The sequence below is a fragment of the Pseudooceanicola spongiae genome (assembly GCF_014899185.1).
GTDB lineage: Bacteria > Pseudomonadota > Alphaproteobacteria > Rhodobacterales > Rhodobacteraceae > Pseudooceanicola > Pseudooceanicola spongiae.
Map to the genome: position 1 here is coordinate 3490028 of NZ_CP045201.1, position 15691 is coordinate 3505718.

The 15691-nt window shown below is 65.9% G+C and carries 15 protein-coding genes; 7 read left to right on the forward strand and 8 right to left on the reverse strand.

The window, feature by feature from the left end:
• Positions 1-22 precede the first annotated feature (22 nt).
• Positions 23-1522: an aldehyde dehydrogenase gene (locus tag F3W81_RS16425; protein WP_193080312.1), complete on the reverse strand. Its 1500-nt coding sequence runs from the start codon at positions 1520-1522 to the stop codon at positions 23-25.
• Positions 1523-1556: 34 nt separating this feature from the next.
• Positions 1557-2729, reverse strand: coding sequence for an FAD-dependent oxidoreductase (locus F3W81_RS16430; protein WP_193080314.1), 1173 nt, complete (start codon positions 2727-2729; stop codon positions 1557-1559).
• A 146-nt stretch (positions 2730-2875) separates the two neighbouring features.
• Between F3W81_RS16430 and F3W81_RS16435 the strand changes: the two genes are divergently transcribed.
• Positions 2876-3706 carry a GntR family transcriptional regulator gene (locus tag F3W81_RS16435; RefSeq protein ID WP_193080316.1) on the forward strand — a complete coding sequence of 277 codons (831 nt, stop codon included), beginning with the start codon at positions 2876-2878 and terminating at the stop codon, positions 3704-3706.
• Between the two features lie 18 nt (positions 3707-3724).
• Positions 3725-4336 (forward strand): cysteine hydrolase family protein, encoded by a 612-nt coding sequence (locus F3W81_RS16440; RefSeq protein WP_193080318.1) that lies wholly within the window; start codon positions 3725-3727, stop codon positions 4334-4336.
• A gap of 20 nt (positions 4337-4356) precedes the next feature.
• Here F3W81_RS16440 and F3W81_RS16445 read toward each other — a convergent pair whose 3' ends face one another.
• Together F3W81_RS16445 and F3W81_RS16450 are read right to left on the reverse strand one after the other, a co-directional pair.
• Positions 4357-5217: an isocitrate lyase/PEP mutase family protein gene (locus F3W81_RS16445; RefSeq protein WP_193080320.1), complete on the reverse strand. Its 861-nt coding sequence runs from the start codon at positions 5215-5217 to the stop codon at positions 4357-4359.
• Entirely contained in the window at positions 5214-6026 is an 813-nt protein-coding gene (locus tag F3W81_RS16450; RefSeq protein ID WP_193080322.1) for a GntR family transcriptional regulator, read from the reverse strand. The genes F3W81_RS16445 and F3W81_RS16450 overlap by 4 nt, the downstream gene beginning before the upstream one ends.
• 151 nt (positions 6027-6177) lie before the next feature.
• Here F3W81_RS16450 and F3W81_RS16455 point away from each other — a divergent pair, with 151 nt between their 5' ends.
• The 5 genes from F3W81_RS16455 (at position 6178) to leuD (ending at position 11288) form a co-directional block, all read left to right on the forward strand.
• The gene (locus F3W81_RS16455) at positions 6178-7206 is read left to right on the forward strand and encodes a Bug family tripartite tricarboxylate transporter substrate binding protein (protein ID WP_193080323.1); all 1029 of its coding nucleotides are present in this window, start codon (positions 6178-6180) and stop codon (positions 7204-7206) included.
• 74 nt (positions 7207-7280) lie between these two features.
• Complete coding sequence (locus F3W81_RS16460) at positions 7281-7757, forward strand: tripartite tricarboxylate transporter TctB family protein (RefSeq protein ID WP_193080324.1); 477 nt, start codon at positions 7281-7283, stop codon at positions 7755-7757.
• A gap of 21 nt (positions 7758-7778) precedes the next feature.
• The gene (locus F3W81_RS16465) at positions 7779-9278 is read left to right on the forward strand and encodes a tripartite tricarboxylate transporter permease (RefSeq protein ID WP_193080326.1); all 1500 of its coding nucleotides are present in this window, start codon (positions 7779-7781) and stop codon (positions 9276-9278) included.
• 13 nt (positions 9279-9291) lie between these two features.
• Positions 9292-10662 (forward strand): 3-isopropylmalate dehydratase large subunit, encoded by a 1371-nt coding sequence (gene leuC, locus F3W81_RS16470; RefSeq protein WP_193080327.1) that lies wholly within the window; start codon positions 9292-9294, stop codon positions 10660-10662.
• A complete protein-coding gene (gene leuD / locus F3W81_RS16475; protein WP_193080328.1) occupies positions 10659-11288 on the forward strand; it encodes a 3-isopropylmalate dehydratase small subunit in 630 nt (209 codons plus the stop codon). Before leuC ends, leuD begins: the two co-directional genes overlap by 4 nt.
• 33 nt (positions 11289-11321) lie before the next feature.
• Here the strand turns inward: leuD and ugpC are convergent, their stop codons facing one another.
• The 4 genes from ugpC to ugpB form a co-directional block, all read right to left on the reverse strand.
• Positions 11322-12368 (reverse strand): sn-glycerol-3-phosphate ABC transporter ATP-binding protein UgpC, encoded by a 1047-nt coding sequence (ugpC, locus tag F3W81_RS16480; protein ID WP_193080329.1) that lies wholly within the window; start codon positions 12366-12368, stop codon positions 11322-11324.
• Positions 12369-12370: 2 nt separating this feature from the next.
• A complete protein-coding gene (gene ugpE / locus F3W81_RS16485) occupies positions 12371-13219 on the reverse strand; it encodes a sn-glycerol-3-phosphate ABC transporter permease UgpE (RefSeq protein ID WP_193080330.1) in 849 nt (282 codons plus the stop codon).
• A 13-nt stretch (positions 13220-13232) separates the two neighbouring features.
• Complete coding sequence (ugpA, locus tag F3W81_RS16490; RefSeq protein WP_193080331.1) at positions 13233-14117, reverse strand: sn-glycerol-3-phosphate ABC transporter permease UgpA; 885 nt, start codon at positions 14115-14117, stop codon at positions 13233-13235.
• Positions 14118-14219: 102 nt separating this feature from the next.
• Positions 14220-15539, reverse strand: coding sequence for a sn-glycerol-3-phosphate ABC transporter substrate-binding protein UgpB (gene ugpB / locus F3W81_RS16495; RefSeq protein WP_193080332.1), 1320 nt, complete (start codon positions 15537-15539; stop codon positions 14220-14222).
• Positions 15540-15691: the final 152 nt, after the last annotated feature.

A 15691-nucleotide genomic window follows, 5' to 3' on the forward strand; every position in this document is an offset into this window, starting at 1 on the left:
TTCCCTGTTGGTGTGATGGATCTTAATCCGCGCCCGCCCCGAACCTTCTGAGGGTCGGTGGCGTGGTCGGAAGGGTCGTGGTCTTTTCTTCGGTGTAGAACGCCTCGCAGGCGGCCCCACCCTCGCGGCCCACGCCGGAGGTCTTGTAGCCCCCGAAGGGCGCGCGCAATTCGCGCATCATCGGCGTGTTCACCCAGACCACGCCCGAGCGCAGGCGCGGCGTTGTCGCCATCACCGTCGGCAGGTCATCGGACCAGACATAGCTGACCAGCCCGAAGGCCGTGTCGTTGGCAATGGCCACGGCCTCGTCGGCGGTGTCGAAGGGCAGGAAAGTGGCGAAGGGGCCAAAGATCTCGTCCTGCGCACAGCGATCCGCGTTGGAACTGGCACAGACCGCCGTCGGCGCGATGAAATAGCCCTCGCCCAGATCGTGGCGGCGCGCGCCCCCAGTCAGCAGCCGCCCGCCATCGCCGCGCGCCGCATCGACAAAGCTCAGCACCCGGTTCATATGCGCCAGCGAGGCCAGAGGCCCCACCTCGGTCGCATCGTCCAGCGGATCACCGACCCGGACCTGTTCGGCCCGGGCGCGGAACTTCTCGGTGAAATCGTCAAAGATCGACCGCTCCAGCAGAATCCGCGACCCCGCCAGACATTGCTGCCCGTTGTTCGAAAAGATGCCCTGCAGCGCGCCATCCAGCGCGCGCTCCTGATCGGCGCTGGCAAAGATGATATTGGCGGATTTGCCGCCCAGCTCCATCGTGCAGGGCACAAGGTTGCGCCCCGCCGCCGACATGATCGAACGCCCGGTTTCGGTGCCGCCGGTAAAGCTGATCAGATCGACGCCGGGATGCGCCACCAGTGCCGCCCCGGTCACCGAACCCCGCCCGTTCACCAGATTGAGCACGCCCTCGGGCAGCACCTCCTGCAGCAACGCGACCAGCCGCGCCAGCGCCAGCGGCGTCTGCTCTGAGGGTTTCAGCACGCAGGTATTGCCGAAGGCCAGCGCCGCCGCGATCTTCATCGTCGCCAGCGCCACCGGCGCATTCCACGGTGCGATCAGGGCCGCAACGCCCACCGGCTCGCGCGTCACCGTGGTCAGATAGCCCTCGGTCTGGGTATAGCTCTGCCCGGCGGACTGGCTGATGTATTCGGCAAAGAAGCGAAAGTTGTAGGCCGCGCGCACCATGTGCCGGGCGCGCAATTCCCGCAGCACTAGCCCGGTCGCGGCGCATTCCAGACGCGCCAGCTCATCGACATTGGCCAGGATCGTGGCGCGGCAGGCCTCCAGCACCTCGATGCGCTTGGCGACGCTCAGCGTCGGCCAGGGGCCCGTGTCAAAGGCCCGGCGCGCGGCGGCAACAGCGTGATCCACCGCTGCGCCGTCATCCTCGGTCAGCGTCGAAATCTGTGCCCCCGTCGCCGGATAGAAGACGGGAATGTCGATGCCGCCGCCGCTGCTGGCGGTGCCGTTGATCAGGCCGCCGACGCGGGCGGGCGGCTGGATTGGCAACTCAAAGCTCATCGCTCATCTCTCCTCTTGCGGTACAGCGGCGCGCTCATGTCAGCGCCTCGGCGCGGCGCAACCCGGTGATCATGGAGGAGCGCATCAGAAAGGCCTTGGCGCGCTCGGCGTCCCCGGCAATGGCGCGCAGGTTCTCCAGCTGGGCCAGACGCTCCTGCGTGTCGGTGGTGTTCATGCGGCGGCGGTTCTCATCGGCCTGCGCCAGAATGTCGTCGCGCGCGATGGGGCGGCGCTGCGCCTCGTAGGCGTCCAGCAGCGCCGCATCCGCGCCCTGCGCGACCGCGATCAGCTTGTCGGCCAGATTGAAGACGTCGTGAATACCGCCGTTCATGCCCATCCCGCCCTTGGGGCTGTTCAGATGCGCCGCATCCCCGGCGAGGAACATCATGCCCTGCCGATAGGTCGAGGCGACGCGCCGGTGCACCCGGTAGACCCGCTTTTCGACGATATCGATATCGCCCGCATCGGGGATGACACTGCGCGTCTGCGCCCGGATCGAGGCGTCGCTAATCGCGTCTTCGACGTCCTGATCTGTCTCGGGGTGCAGCGACACGCGCCACAGATCAGGCAGGCGCAGCAGCGAATAGGTGCCGCCCGGCTTCCAGATGTAGTTGACGCCCGACAGCCCCTCCAGGTGATCCTCGAAGGCAAAGGTCGTGGTCACCAGAATCGTGTTCTCGGGATAGGTCGCCCCCTCGAACCCCGCGCCGATGGCCTTGCGCACGACACTGCGCGCGCCGTCACAACCGACCAGCGCCCAGCCCTCATGCGCCTCGCCATTGACGCTGAGCGTCACGCCGTCGCTGTCCTGAGTGACCTCTCCGACCTCGGCGTCAAACACCACCGTGCCCTCGGGCAGCAGCGCGTACAGTGCCCGGCTCAGCTCGGCCTGACGGCATTGCAGGCGATAGGGGTGGTCGGTCTCGCCCGCCAGCACACCCAGATCGAACTCGGCCTTCTCGCCCGTCGCGTGCATCCGGATCTGCCACGTCGGCGTGATCCGTCCCTTGGCGATCAGCGTCTCGGTGATGCCCGACTCCGCGAACATGTCCAGCGTCGGGGGATGAAAGGTCGAGGCGCGCAGCTGATCGGAAATCTCGCTCTCTGCCTCGAAAACCTTCACCGGCAGTCCCGCAGACACCAGTCGCCACGCCAATGTCAGCCCGACCGGCCCCGCACCCACGATGAGTATTGTCTTCTTCGCCACGTCTCATGTCCCCTCAGGAAGCAGGCCTGCTTCCATGTCTTGAATTGATATAATGATATACCAATAGGTCATTTAAATTGGTATATAGATATATCATTGAGTCAATGATTAGAGTGCAGCTGCCTGACAGAATTTATGGAAGCGACGTGACAGCCCAAAAAAGCCCCACTCTCGATCCCAGCTCGCCCGTGCCGCTGTATCAGCAGCTCTATGTGCTTTTGCGCAGCCAGATCCACGCCGGCCCGCTGGCCCCCGGCGACAAGATCATGGGCGAGGCAGAGCTTTGCGCCGCCTTCGATGTCTCGCGCATCACGGCCAAGCGGGCGCTGAACGAACTGGCCGACAGCGGGCTGGTGGTGCGTCAGCGTGGCCGGGGCACCCGCGTCTCGGATCGCATTCCGCCGCGCCCGATCAAGTCCAGCATCGACGGGCTGCTGGAAACCGTTGGGCAGATGGGGCGCACCACTTCCGTCAAGGTGCTCTCCTCCGGCCTCACCCTCGCCCCGCCCGAGGTGCTGTCGCGCCTTGCTCTGGCACCGGGCGCGCGCGCCATGCAGGCCCTGCGCGTGCGTTCGCTCGGCGATCAGACGCTGTCCTATGTCGAGACATGGGTCCCCGAGGATATCGCCGCGCTGGTCGAGGGGCAGGATGCCTCGCGCACGCCGCTGCTGTTGCTGCTGGAGCAGGCCGGTGTGCCTGTCAGTGCCGCGACCCAGACGATCACCGCGACGCTGGCCGATGCCACCTCGGCCGCCGCGCTGAACATTCCTGCCGGTGCGCCGCTGATCGACACCCGCCGCGTCGTCTATGATTCCTCGGACCGCCCGGTCGAGTTCATCAAGGTGCTCTACCGCCCCGAACTCTATCAGTTCGAAATGTCGATGCGCCGGGTCCAGAGCGACACCGGGCGCGCCTGGATTTCCGACCAGCCCGACGCGCGTGGCACCCCCAAAGATCCCCCTCCCGAAAGCCCCTGACCCCGAAAGCCCTTCAAGATGCCCCATGATTTCGACCTCAGCCGCACCGCCCTGCTGACCATCGACCTGCAGAACGACTTTCTGCACCCCGAGGGCGCCTATGGCCGCGCCGGGCAGGCCAGTGACGAGATCGCCGCGCTGCCCGCCCGTGTCCTGCCCGTGATCGAGGCGATGCGCGCCCGGGGTGGCAGCTATGTCTCGGCGCAGTTCACGCTGGTGCCGCGTCATGACGGCGACCCACTGATCGCGCCACACCTCAAGACCCTGAGGCCGTTTCTGGGGCGCGGTGACTTTGCCCCCGGCAGCTTTGGTCACGATCTGGTCGACAGCCTGCAACCGGCGGATTTCACGGTGGAAAAGGTCAACTACTCGGCCTTTTACCAGACCCGGCTGGAATATATCCTCAAGGCCATCGGGGTCGATACGCTGATCGTTGGCGGCATTGTCACCAACGGCGGCGTCGCCAGCACCCTGCGCGATGCGCATCTGCGCGGCATCCATACGATCCTGCTGTCGGACGGCTGCGCCACCTTCTCGCCCAAGGTCCACGAGGCAACGCTGATTTCGCTCGGCTCGGTGACCGAAATCATGACCTGCGCCGAGGCAGCGGCGATGATCACCGCTGCCTGACACCCCTTAAGGCCGCCGCATCATTCGTAGGTCGCGGCGGTCTCCAGCATCTCGGGCAGGCCGATCACCTCGTTGAGCTCGTCAAACAGCGCCATGCGGTCCTGAAACGGTGCGTTGCTGCCATTGGCCTTCAAGCTGGCGTAATAGGCCTGCCCCTGCCGCAGCATGGCGCGGGCGATTCCGCCGGGAAAGATCACCAGCCGGAAGCCGCGCGCATGCAGCGCCTCGGCCGAGCCCATGGGCGTCTGCCCGCCCTCGACCATATTGGCCAGCAACGGCAGCCGCCCGGCAAAGCGTTCGGCAATCTGCGCCATATGCTCAAGCGAGCGCGGCGCCTCGATGAACAGCACATCCGCTCCGGCGTCCGCATACATCCCGGCCCGCTCCAGCGCGGCTTCAAAGCCCTCGACCGCAATGGCATCGGTGCGCGCGATGATCTGAAAGCGGTCGGACTGGCGGGCATCGACGGCGGCGCGGATCTTGCCGACCATCTCCTGCGCCGGGATCAGCTTCTTGCCCGCAAGGTGGCCGCAGCGCTTGGGAAAGCTCTGGTCTTCCAGCTGGATCGCCTGCGCGCCCGCGCGCTCGAACCCGCGCACCGTGCGCTGCACGTTCATCGCATTGCCGAACCCTGTGTCGCCATCCACGATCAGCGGCAACCCGACGCGATCCGTGATCAGCTCGATCGTGGCAATCACCTCTGAGACGGAGACGAGGCCGATATCGGGCCGCCCCAGCCGGGTATAGGCAATCGAGGCGCCCGACAGGTACAGGCAGTCGAACCCGGCCTGTTCGGCCAGCAGCGCGGTAAAGGGGTCATACACCCCGGGCGCCACGATGCCGCGTGCGGGGTCGGCCAGAAGGGTTTTCAGATCAGTCATGTGTCGGCTCCGCTCGTGCTGTCTTTGGAGGTCCAGAAATCCGCCGCCTTGGTGTGGCTGCGGTCATATTCCATCTCGTGTTCATAGGTGTCGGGGCGGTAGAGGCCGTTGATATATTCGACCACCTCGCCCGCATCGTCGTAGACCAGCCGGCGCACCGACAGCAGCGCCTCGCCCACCTCGATGCGCAGCAGCTGCGCGACTTCGGGGGCGGCCAGCTTGGCGGTGATCGCCTGACGGGCGCTGGCGATGCGATGGCCCGCGCGCTCGATCAGGCGCAACAGCGGCGTGCGCTGCATTTCCTCGGGTGTGAAGCTGCGCCCGATCGCCTCGGGCAGCCAGGTGGTGAGGTGGCTGAACGGCACCCCGTCCAGGCTGCGCACCCGTACAGCGCGCTGCATCACCGTGCCGACGGGCTGCCCCATGGCGGCGCAGATATGCGGCGGCACGACGTCATAGCTCAGCGAGACAAGCGCCACATCCGTCTGCAGGCCAAGCGCCAGCAGGTTCTCGATATTGCCCGACAGGCTGGCCGTGACGGGCGAGGGGCGGCCTACGTCGCGCGCAAAGGTGCCACGCCCGCGCTGCCGCTCGACCCGGCCTTCCTGCGACAGCCGGTCCATCGCCTTGCGGATGGTGATGCGCGAGACGTCAAAGCGCGCCGCCAGCGCCAGTTCGCCCTGCATCGGGGCATCGCCGGAATAGACGCCCTCCTCGATCTCCTGGCGCAGGATCAGATAGACGCGGTGATGCTTCGGCCAGGGGCTGTCCTCGCTCGTATGGCCTGCGGCGGCGCGCGCATCTGTCATGGCTTTTCCTTCAGGACATACCCGTTTCAGGCGATTGTTACCCAATCATTCCCCCGAACCCAAGTCCAAATGTTATATTGACATGACATTAAGACTTGATAGCTTCAGCGGCGACCGGGCCCCAAGCCCGTGCACGTCTAGGGAGGACATCATGCAGAGATTTTCAGGCGCCGCGCGCCGCCGTTTCATCACCTTCGCCGCTTCGGCCTTTGGCGCTGTGGCGCTGGGCGCGACCAGCCTCGCCGTCATGCCCGGTGCCGCCCGCGCCGCAGACGACTGGCCGCAGGACCCGATCACCATCGTCGTGCCCTTCAAGGCCGGTGGCTCGGCGGACCGCATGGCGCGCACGCTGGCCGAACCGATGGGGGCCGAGCTTGGCGTGCCGGTCGTGGTGGAAAACCGTCCCGGTGGGGCAGGCGGCCTCGGCGCGACCTACGTCAGCCGTCAGGACCCCGACGGCAACACCCTGCTGCTGATGCAGGCGACGCCCTACCTCGCCAATGCGATCCTGGTCGGCGGCGCCCCGGTGAAGTGGGAGGATTTCGCCTTCCTCAACGCCCAGTGGAACGACTACGCCATCGTCGCCGTGCACAAGGACAGCCCCTACCAGACCTTCGCCGATCTGGTCGAGGCGATGAAGGAGCCGGGCAAGGTCTCCTCCGGCATCATCTACGCCAATGGCGGCCACCTGCAGACCCTCGTCGCGATGGAGGCGCTGGGCATCCCCGACGCCAACGTCCGTTTCGTCACCTATGACGGCGGCGCACCGCTGCGCACGGCCCTCGCCGGCAATCAGGTCGATTTCGAGGTCCTCGCCGCCAATGGGGCGGATGCGGTCATGGACAGCCTGCGTGTGCTCGCCGTGGTCAATGACACCAACCCCGACAACATGGACGCGCCCCTGCTCAACGACGCCCTGACCGCGCTGGGGGCCGAGCCGACCGCGATCATCGGTGGCAATATCACCGGCCTGCTGGTGCCCGCCGCCTTCGAGACGGACTACCCGGAGCGCTATTCCAAGCTGGTCGCGGCCTACAAGACCGTCGTCGAATCGGCTGAATACAAGGACATCGCTGCGCAGTCCGGCCTCGGCTCCGATTGGGTCGGACCAGAGGCCAGCCAGAAGCTGATCGACGATGCCTATCAGGCGCTGTCCAAGCTCAGCGACGTGGTGAACTGATCCCACGCCGCGCCCCATGACCGCTGCGCCGGGCCCACCCCGGCGCAGCACACCACCCGAGCAGGACCAGACAGATGGCACACCCGACAGACCCCGACACCTCCGCCCCCCGCCGCCGCTGGGGGCCTCTGGTCTTTGCCGCGCTGCTGGCGCTGGCCATGCTTGTCTACGCATGGTCGGTGATGGGGATCGCCCGCGGGCTGACCGACTGGCTGCTGATCCTGCCCGTGGCGCTGATCGGCGCGGTGGCCGCCCTCTGGGCCGGTGTCGCCGACATGAAGCCCCTCACCGGCCTCGCCAAAACGGTCGAGCGGACCTGGGGCGAGGACACGAAGCCGATCCTGCTGCTGGTGCTGACCGGCGCCTACGCCTGCGCCGCGCCCTTCGCCGGATTTGATGTCGGCACGGCGGTATTCATCCTGCTGGCGCTGCTGCTGCAGGGCGAACGCAGCTGGTGGAAACTGGCGCTCGCCTCTCTCGCCGGGGCCGCACTGATGACCTGGATCTTCACCGATCTGCTCAGCGTGCGCCTGCCGACCCTGCTTTTCTGACGACCCCCCGGGAGTCCCCACATGCTCGACCTCACCGCGCTTTCCGATGCTTTCACGCTGCTGGGCAGTGATCCTCTGGCCTGGCTGGTGGTGATCCCCGGCCTGCTGATCGGCCTGATCTTCGGCGCGATTCCGGGCCTGTCGATCTCCATCGCCATGGCGGTGTTCCTGCCCGCCACGCTATACATGGATTTCCTGCCCGCCATCCTGTTTCTGACGGCGATTTTCACGGGCGGCGGCTTTGGCGGCGCGGTGCCCGCCATCCTGATGAACATCCCCGGCACCTCCAGCGCCGTCGCCACAGCCTTTGACGGCTACCCCATGTCCCAGCAGGGCCGTCACGGAGAGGCGCTTGGCGCCGGGCTGGTCGCCTCGGCCATCGGCACGCTGTTCGGCTACATCATCCTGCTGTTCCTCGTCAGCCCCGTCGCCTCCTGGGTGCTGCAACTCGGCCCGACCGAGATGCTGGTGGTGGCGATCTGGGGCCTGCTGCTGATCGCGGTGCTGAACGATTCCTCGGTGGCCAAGGGGCTGGCGGCGGGGATGCTTGGCATCCTGATCAGCACCATCGGCTATTCCGACACCGGGCTGATGCGCGGCACCATGGGCTCGATGTACCTGCTCGACGGCATCCCCGCGATCCCGGCGCTGATCGGCCTGTTCGCCGCGTCCGAGCTGATCAACATGACCGGCCGCGACTACCTCGTTGCCGACCGCGAGATGCGCAAGATGCGGCTGCGTCCGATCCTCAGCGGCGCGGCCGACACGCTGCGCAACTGGCCGAGCGTGCTGCGCGGCTCGGCCCTCGGCACGCTGATCGGCATCATTCCCGGCGTCGGGGCCAGTGTCGCAAACCTTGCCTCCTACGCCGCCGCCAAGCGGCTGTCGGATGACCCCGCCAGCTTCGGACGCGGCAACATGGACGGCGTCGTCGCCTCCGAATCGGCCAATTCCTCGTCCGAGGGCGGCGGCATGGTGACGCTGCTGGCGCTCGGACTGCCCGGCGGCGCGGGCACGGCGATCCTGCTTGGCGCCTTCGCGATGCACAATGTCACCGGCGGGCCACGCTTCATCTCGCAGAACACCGATGTGGTCTATGCGCTGATCCTCGGCAATATCGTCCAGGCGATCCTGCTGCTTGGCGTCGGGCTGGTCTTCGTCTTCCTCGCCAGCTCGATCGTCAAGATCCGCCTCAGCTACCTGATCCCCTTCGTGCTGTCGGTGTCGATGATGGGGGCCTATGCGATCACCGGCTCGATGGTCGGCCCGTTCACCGTGGCGGGGGCAGGGGCGCTCGGCTGGGTGATGCGGCGCTACGGCTTTCCCGTCACCGCCACCGTCGTCGGCCTGCTGATCGGCCCCATGGCCGAGGGAGAGCTGACGCGCTCCTGGCAGATCTCGGGTGGCGATCCGGCGTTTCTGCTGACCCGCCCGATCACGCTGGTGATGCTGGCGATCCTCGCAGTGATCCTGAGCGTGCTGCTGCTCAGCCGCCGCCGTGGCCGCGCCCTCAGCGCCTGAGAAGGACACCCCAATGACCCATCCCCGCACCACCGTCGCCAAGATCTGGGACGCCCATCGCATCCTGTCGGACGCGGGCTCTGACCTGCTCTGGATCGACCGGCATTACCTGCACGAAGGCAGCCACCACGCCTTCGCCCGCCTGCGGACGGGCAACCGCCCCCTGCGCCATCCAGAGCTGACGTTCGGCGTGGCAGATCACTACGCCCCCTCGGCGCAGGCCCGCGCGACCGAGGTCACCGGCACCATGATCGCCCGCCTGCAGCGCAACACGTCCGATTTCGGCGTCGACAGCTTTGGCATGGGCGATCCGCGCCGGGGCATTGTCCATGTCGCCATGCCCGAACAGGGGCTGACGCTGCCCGGCCTCAGCATCGTCTGTGGTGACAGCCATACGGCAACGCATGGCGCTTTCGGAGCCTTCGCCTTTGGCATCGGCGCCTCCGAGGTGGCGCATGTGCTGGCGACCCAGACCCTCTGGCAAAAGCCGCCGCCCGTCATGCGCATCCGCGTCACCGGCACCCTGCCGCAGGGCACCACGGCCAAGGACCTCGCGCTGGCGATCATCGGCCAGATCGGCACCGGCGGCGCGACCGGGCACGCAGTGGAATACGCCGGCCCCGCCATCGCCGCCCTCAGCATGGAAGAGCGTATGACGCTCTGCAACATGACGATAGAGATGGGCGCGCGCTCCGGCCTCGTGCCCGCAGATCAGACCACCTTCGACTGGCTCAAGGGCCGGCCCATGGCCCCCACTGGCGCAGATTGGGACGCCGCCGTGGCCGAATGGCGCACCCTCGCGCCGGACGAAGGGGCCACCTATGACCGCGATGTCGCGCTGGACGCGGGCACGGTCGCGCCGATGGTCACATGGGGCACCAGCCCCGAACAGGTCGCTCCGGTCACCGGGCGCATCCCCGCCGATGCCACGCCCGACTCGCTGTCCTACATGGGCCTCACGGCGGGCGCTCAGATCGACAGCATCGCCATCGACCGCGCCTTCATCGGCTCCTGCACGAATGGCCGTCTGGCCGATCTGCAGGCCGCGGCACGCATCCTCAAGGGCCAGCGCGTCGCCGTCCCCCTGCTGGTCTCGCCAGGGTCCGAGGCGGTCGCGCGGCAGGCCGAAGCCTCCGGCCTTGCCGATATCTTCCGCGCGGCCGGGGCCGAGTGGGGCGCCAGTGGCTGCTCGCTCTGCGTCGGCATGAACGGCGATCAGGTGGCGGCGGGCGAACGCTGCGCCTCGACCTCCAACCGTAACTTCCGTGGCCGTCAGGGCCCCGGCGCGCGCACCCACCTGATGAGCCCCGAAATGGTCGCCGCCGCCGCCCTGACCGGGCGCATCACCGACGCCCGCGCCCTGTCCGCAAAGGCCACACCATGACCCCGATCACCACCCTCACCGGCACCGCCGCCGCCCTGCCGCGCGCCAATGTCGACACCGACCAGATCATCCCGGCCCGCTTCATGAGCCGGTCGCGCACCGATGGTTATGGCGATCAGTGCTTTCACGACCTGCGCTTTGACGAAGCCGGCGCGCCGCGCGCCGACTTCCCGCTCAACGACCTCGCTCAGGCGCCGGGGATCCTCGTTGCGGGCGACAACTTTGGCTGTGGGTCCTCAAGAGAGGCCGCAGTCTATGCCCTGCTCGACTACGGCGTCGCCGCCGTCATCGCGCCCAGTTTCGCCGATATCTTCCGTTCCAACGCGGGCAAGAATGGCCTGCTGACCATCGCGCTGGACGCGGAGACGGTGCAGAGCCTGACCGACATGCTGACCGATCAGCCTGCCATGCCCGCCGACATCGACCTGCCCGCGCAGCGCCTGACCATTGGCCCCCGTCAGCTGGACTTCGACATCGACGCCCGCCTCAAGCACCGCCTGATCAACGGCCTCGACGACCTTGCTGCGACCCTGCAGGACCTGCCCCGGATCGAGGATTTCGAGGGCCGCTATTACGCCGCCCGCCCCTGGGCGATCCCGCAAAAGCAAACCGCCGCGCAGGGTTAGCCCCCACGCGGCGGTGTCGCAAAGCCCGAAAGTTCAGGCCAGCCGCATCCCATCCGCGCCGAACAGATGCAGCGCCTCCGGCGGCGCCATCAGCGCCATCTCGTCCGACAGCGCCTGACCCGAGGGGAAGGCCGCGATCAGCCGCTCTCCCGCGCAGTCGAAATGCCCCAGACGCTGCGATCCCAGCTCCTCGACGTAGCGCAGATGCACCGGCAGCCCGCCCGTGGTGCCCGCTGGCGCCGCGCGCAGGTCCTCCGCGCGCACACCCACCCGGACCGGGCCCTGGTGGCTGTGCGGCAGCGTCAGCGACGCCCCGGCAATGCTCAGCGCGTGGCCCTGCATCACTCCGTCCAGCAGGTTCATCGCAGGCGAGCCGATGAACTCTGCCACAAAAGTCGAGGCCGGGCGCTGGTAGACCTCCAGCGGCGTGCCGATCTGTTCCACCTTGCCCGCGCGCAGCACCACCAGCCGGTCGGCCAGCGTCATCGCCTCAAGCTGGTCGTGCGTGACGTAAACCGAGGTCGTGCCGAGTCGCTTTTGCAGGCTGCGGATCTCGCCGCGCATGCTGACGCGCAGCTTGGCGTCGAGGTTGGACAGCGGCTCGTCGAACAGGAACACCGAAGGTTCGCGCACGATGGCGCGCCCCATGGCAACCCGCTGACGCTGACCGCCCGACAGGGCGCGCGGCTTGCGCTCCAGGAAATCCCCGATCTCAAGGATCTTGGCCGCCTCATCAACACGGCGGTTGATCTCGGCCTTGGCCATGCGGCGGTTGCGCAAGCCATAGGACAGGTTCTCGCGCACCGACATATGCGGATAAAGCGCGTAGTTCTGGAACACCATCGCGATGTCACGCTCAGCCGGTTCCAGCTTGTTGACGACCCGGTCGCCGATGCGGATGGTGCCATCCGTGACCGTCTCCAGCCCCGCGATCATGCGCAGCAGCGTGGACTTGCCGCAGCCTGACGGGCCGACCAGCACGAGGAACTCCCCATCCGCCACGTTGATGTTGACGTCACGCACCGCGCTCGCGCCGCTGTCGTAGGTCTTGCCGAGGCTCTCTAGCGTCAGAGTGGCCATGGTTATTTCTCCGTCTCGATCAGGCCCTTCACGAAGAGCCTTTGCATGAACACCACGACAGCCACGGGCGGCAGCATTGCCAGCACCGAAACGGCCATGATGTAATTCCACATTGGGGTGCCGTCTTGCACGTCGGTCATCCGCTTGATGCCCGAAACGATGGTCGTATAGCTGGGGTCCGTGGTGATCAGCAGCGGCCAGAGGTACTGATTCCAGCCGTAGATGAACAGGATCACGAACAGCGCTGCGATGTTGGTCTTGCTCAGCGGCAGCAGGATGTCGCGAAAGAACTTCATCGGCCCCGCACCATCAATCCGCGCCGCCTCCACCAGCTCGTCCGGCATCGTCAGAAAGACCTGACGGAACAGGAAGGTCGCCGTGGCCGAAGCGATCAGCGGGATCGACAGACCGGCATAGCTGTTCAGCATCCCGAGGTCCGCAATCACCTTGTAGGTCGGCAGAATGCGCACCTCGACCGGCAGCATCAGGGTGATGAAGATCATCCAGAACGCCAGACCCCGGCACGGAAAGCGAAAGTACACGATCGCAAACGCCGAGGTGATCGAGATCACGATCTTGCCCACCGCGATCATCAGCGCCATGATCATCGAGTTGCCCAGCATCAGCCAGATCGGCTGCGAGATCTGCGACGACACGCCCCCCCGCAGCACCGCCGAATAGGTCTCGACCATGTTGTGGCCGGGCAGCATCGGAATGACCCCGGACATGAACGCCCCGCTCTCGTGGGTCGAGGCGACGAAGGCGATATAGACCGGCAGCGCCACGACGATGACGCCGAGGATCAGCACCGCATGGGCCAGCACATTCAGCCAGCGTTGATTTTCAACCATTGCTCTGGCCCTCTCAGTAATTCACGCGCCGCTCGACAAAGCGGAACTGGATGACGGTCAACAGGATGACGATGCCCATCAGCACCACCGATTGCGCAGCAGAGGAGCCGAGGTTCAGACCCACGAACCCGTCCTGATAAACCTTGTAGACAAGGATGTTGGTCGATTGCGCCGGTCCGCCCTCGGTGATCGCGTCGATCACGCCGAAGGTGTCGAACATCGTGTAGACGATGGTGACCACCAGCAGGAAGAACGTCGTCGGCGACAGCAGCGGCAGGGTGATCGTCCAGAACCGGCGCACCGGCCCCGCGCCATCAATCGCCGCAGCTTCGCGCAGACTGCCCGGAATCGCCTGCAGCCCGGCCACGAAAAACAGGAAGTTGTAGCTGATCTGCTTCCACGCCGAAGCGATGACGACCAGCGTCATGGCATTGCCCCGGTCCAGCGCATGGTTCCACTTATAGCCCACGGCCTCCAGCAGATAGGGCAGGATGCCGATGGTGGGGTTGAACATGAACCACCACAGCACGCCCGCAATCGCCGGCGCCACGGCATAGGGCCAGATCAGCAGCGTCGAATACAGCCGCGCACTGCGCAGCATCCGGTCGACCGCCAGCGCCAGGATCAGCGCGGCCCCCATCGACAGCGCTGCGGTCGACAGGGCAAACACCACCGTCACCTTCAGCGAATTCAGATAGCTCGGGTCGTGGAACAGATAGCGATAATTCTCCAGCGCCACGAAGGTCGTCTTGATGCCAAAGGCATCCTCGCGCAGGAAACTCTGCCAGATGGCCTGCCCGGCCGGCCAGAGAAAGAAGATCGCCGTGATGATCAGCTGCGGGGCCAGCAGCAAATAGGGCAGCCCCTTCGCCCCAAAGATCGCGCGTTTGTTCTGCATGTCGGATATCACTTGTTGCGCCGCTTGCCTGAAACGGCCCTGAAACGGCAATGACCCGCGCCGGAACTGGCGCGGGTCGGGAATGCTCAGGTCAGGACCTGATCAGTCGTTGGCGGCTTCGAACTGACGCAGCAGCTCATTGCCACGGGCGTCAACCTGGTCCAGCGCGGTTTTCGCATCGACGTCACCGGCCAGCAGGGCCTGGAACTCTTCGTCGATGATGCCACGGATCTGGACGTAGTTGCCAAAGCGCAGACCTTTGGAGTTCGCTGTCGGTGCGTTCAGCGTGATCTGCTTGATCGCCACGTCGGAGCCGGGGTTGGCCTCGTAATAGCCCTGTTCCTTGCCCAGCTCATAAGCGGCGCTGGTGATCGGCAGGTAGCCCGAGAACTGGTGCCAGTCGGCCTGAACCTCAGCCGAAGACAGGTAGCTGAAGAAGTTCGCAGCCGCCTTGTACTCGTCGCTGTCGTGGCCTTGCAGAACCCACAGGGTCGCGCCGCCGATGATCGAGTTCTGCGGTGCGCCGTCAACGTCTGCGTAATAGGGCAGCATGCCGAAGCCGACGTCGAACTCTTTCGCGTTGGCCATGACACCGGCGCGGCTTGCGGAGGAGTTCATGTACATCGCGCATTCCTGCGCATAGAACTTCGGCGCCGCATCGTCACCGCCGCCCGGGCCACCGTATTGGAAGACACCGTTCTTCTGCCATTTGGCCAGGTTTTCCCAATGCTTGACCTGCGCGGGGCCGTTGACCGTCAGCTCGGCGTCCAGACCGCCAAAGCCGTTTTCCTTGGTACCGATCGGCTGGTTGTGCCAGGCCGAGAAGTTCTCAAGCTGCACCCAGCTGATCCAGCCAGTGGTAAAGCCGCAGTTGGCCGCGCCGCTGTCCATGATCTTGGTCGAGAAGGCTTCGACATCTTCCCAGGTCTTGGGGGCAGTGTTCGGGTCCAGACCGGCTTTCTCGAACACGTCCTTGTTGTAGTACAGGATCGGGGTGGAGGAGTTGAACGGCATCGACAGCATGTTGCCGTTGGTGTCGGTGTAATAGCCGACGACGGCGGGCAGGAAGGCTTTCGGGTCGAACGCCTGACCGGTGTCCTTCATCATCTGGTAGACGGGATAGACAGCGCCCTCAGCCGCCATCATCGTGCCGGTGCCGACTTCAAAGACCTGAACGATGGTCGGCTGCTCTTTCGCACGGAAGGCGGCGATGGCCGAGGTCATGGTCTCGGAGTAGCTGCCCTTGTAGGTCGGGACAACTTTGTAATCGGACTGGCTGGCGTTGTAGCTCGCGACAATCTCTTCCAGCTTCTGGCCCAGCTCGCCACCCATGGCGTGCCACCACTGGATTTCGGTCTGTGCCTGAGCGGCGGTCAGCGAGGCGACAAGCGCCAGTGCGGAAACGGAAAACGTGCGGATCATAGGAAGCCCCATTGGTTCTGATGGGGCGCTTGTGCTGACCCCGCGTAACAGAACGGTTACAGTTTCTTGAAGCTTTGTGACAGCATGTCGGAATGCGTGAATAATCATCCGCCTGTCATCGAACCGTCACCCAAATGTCATCTTCGCGGCGC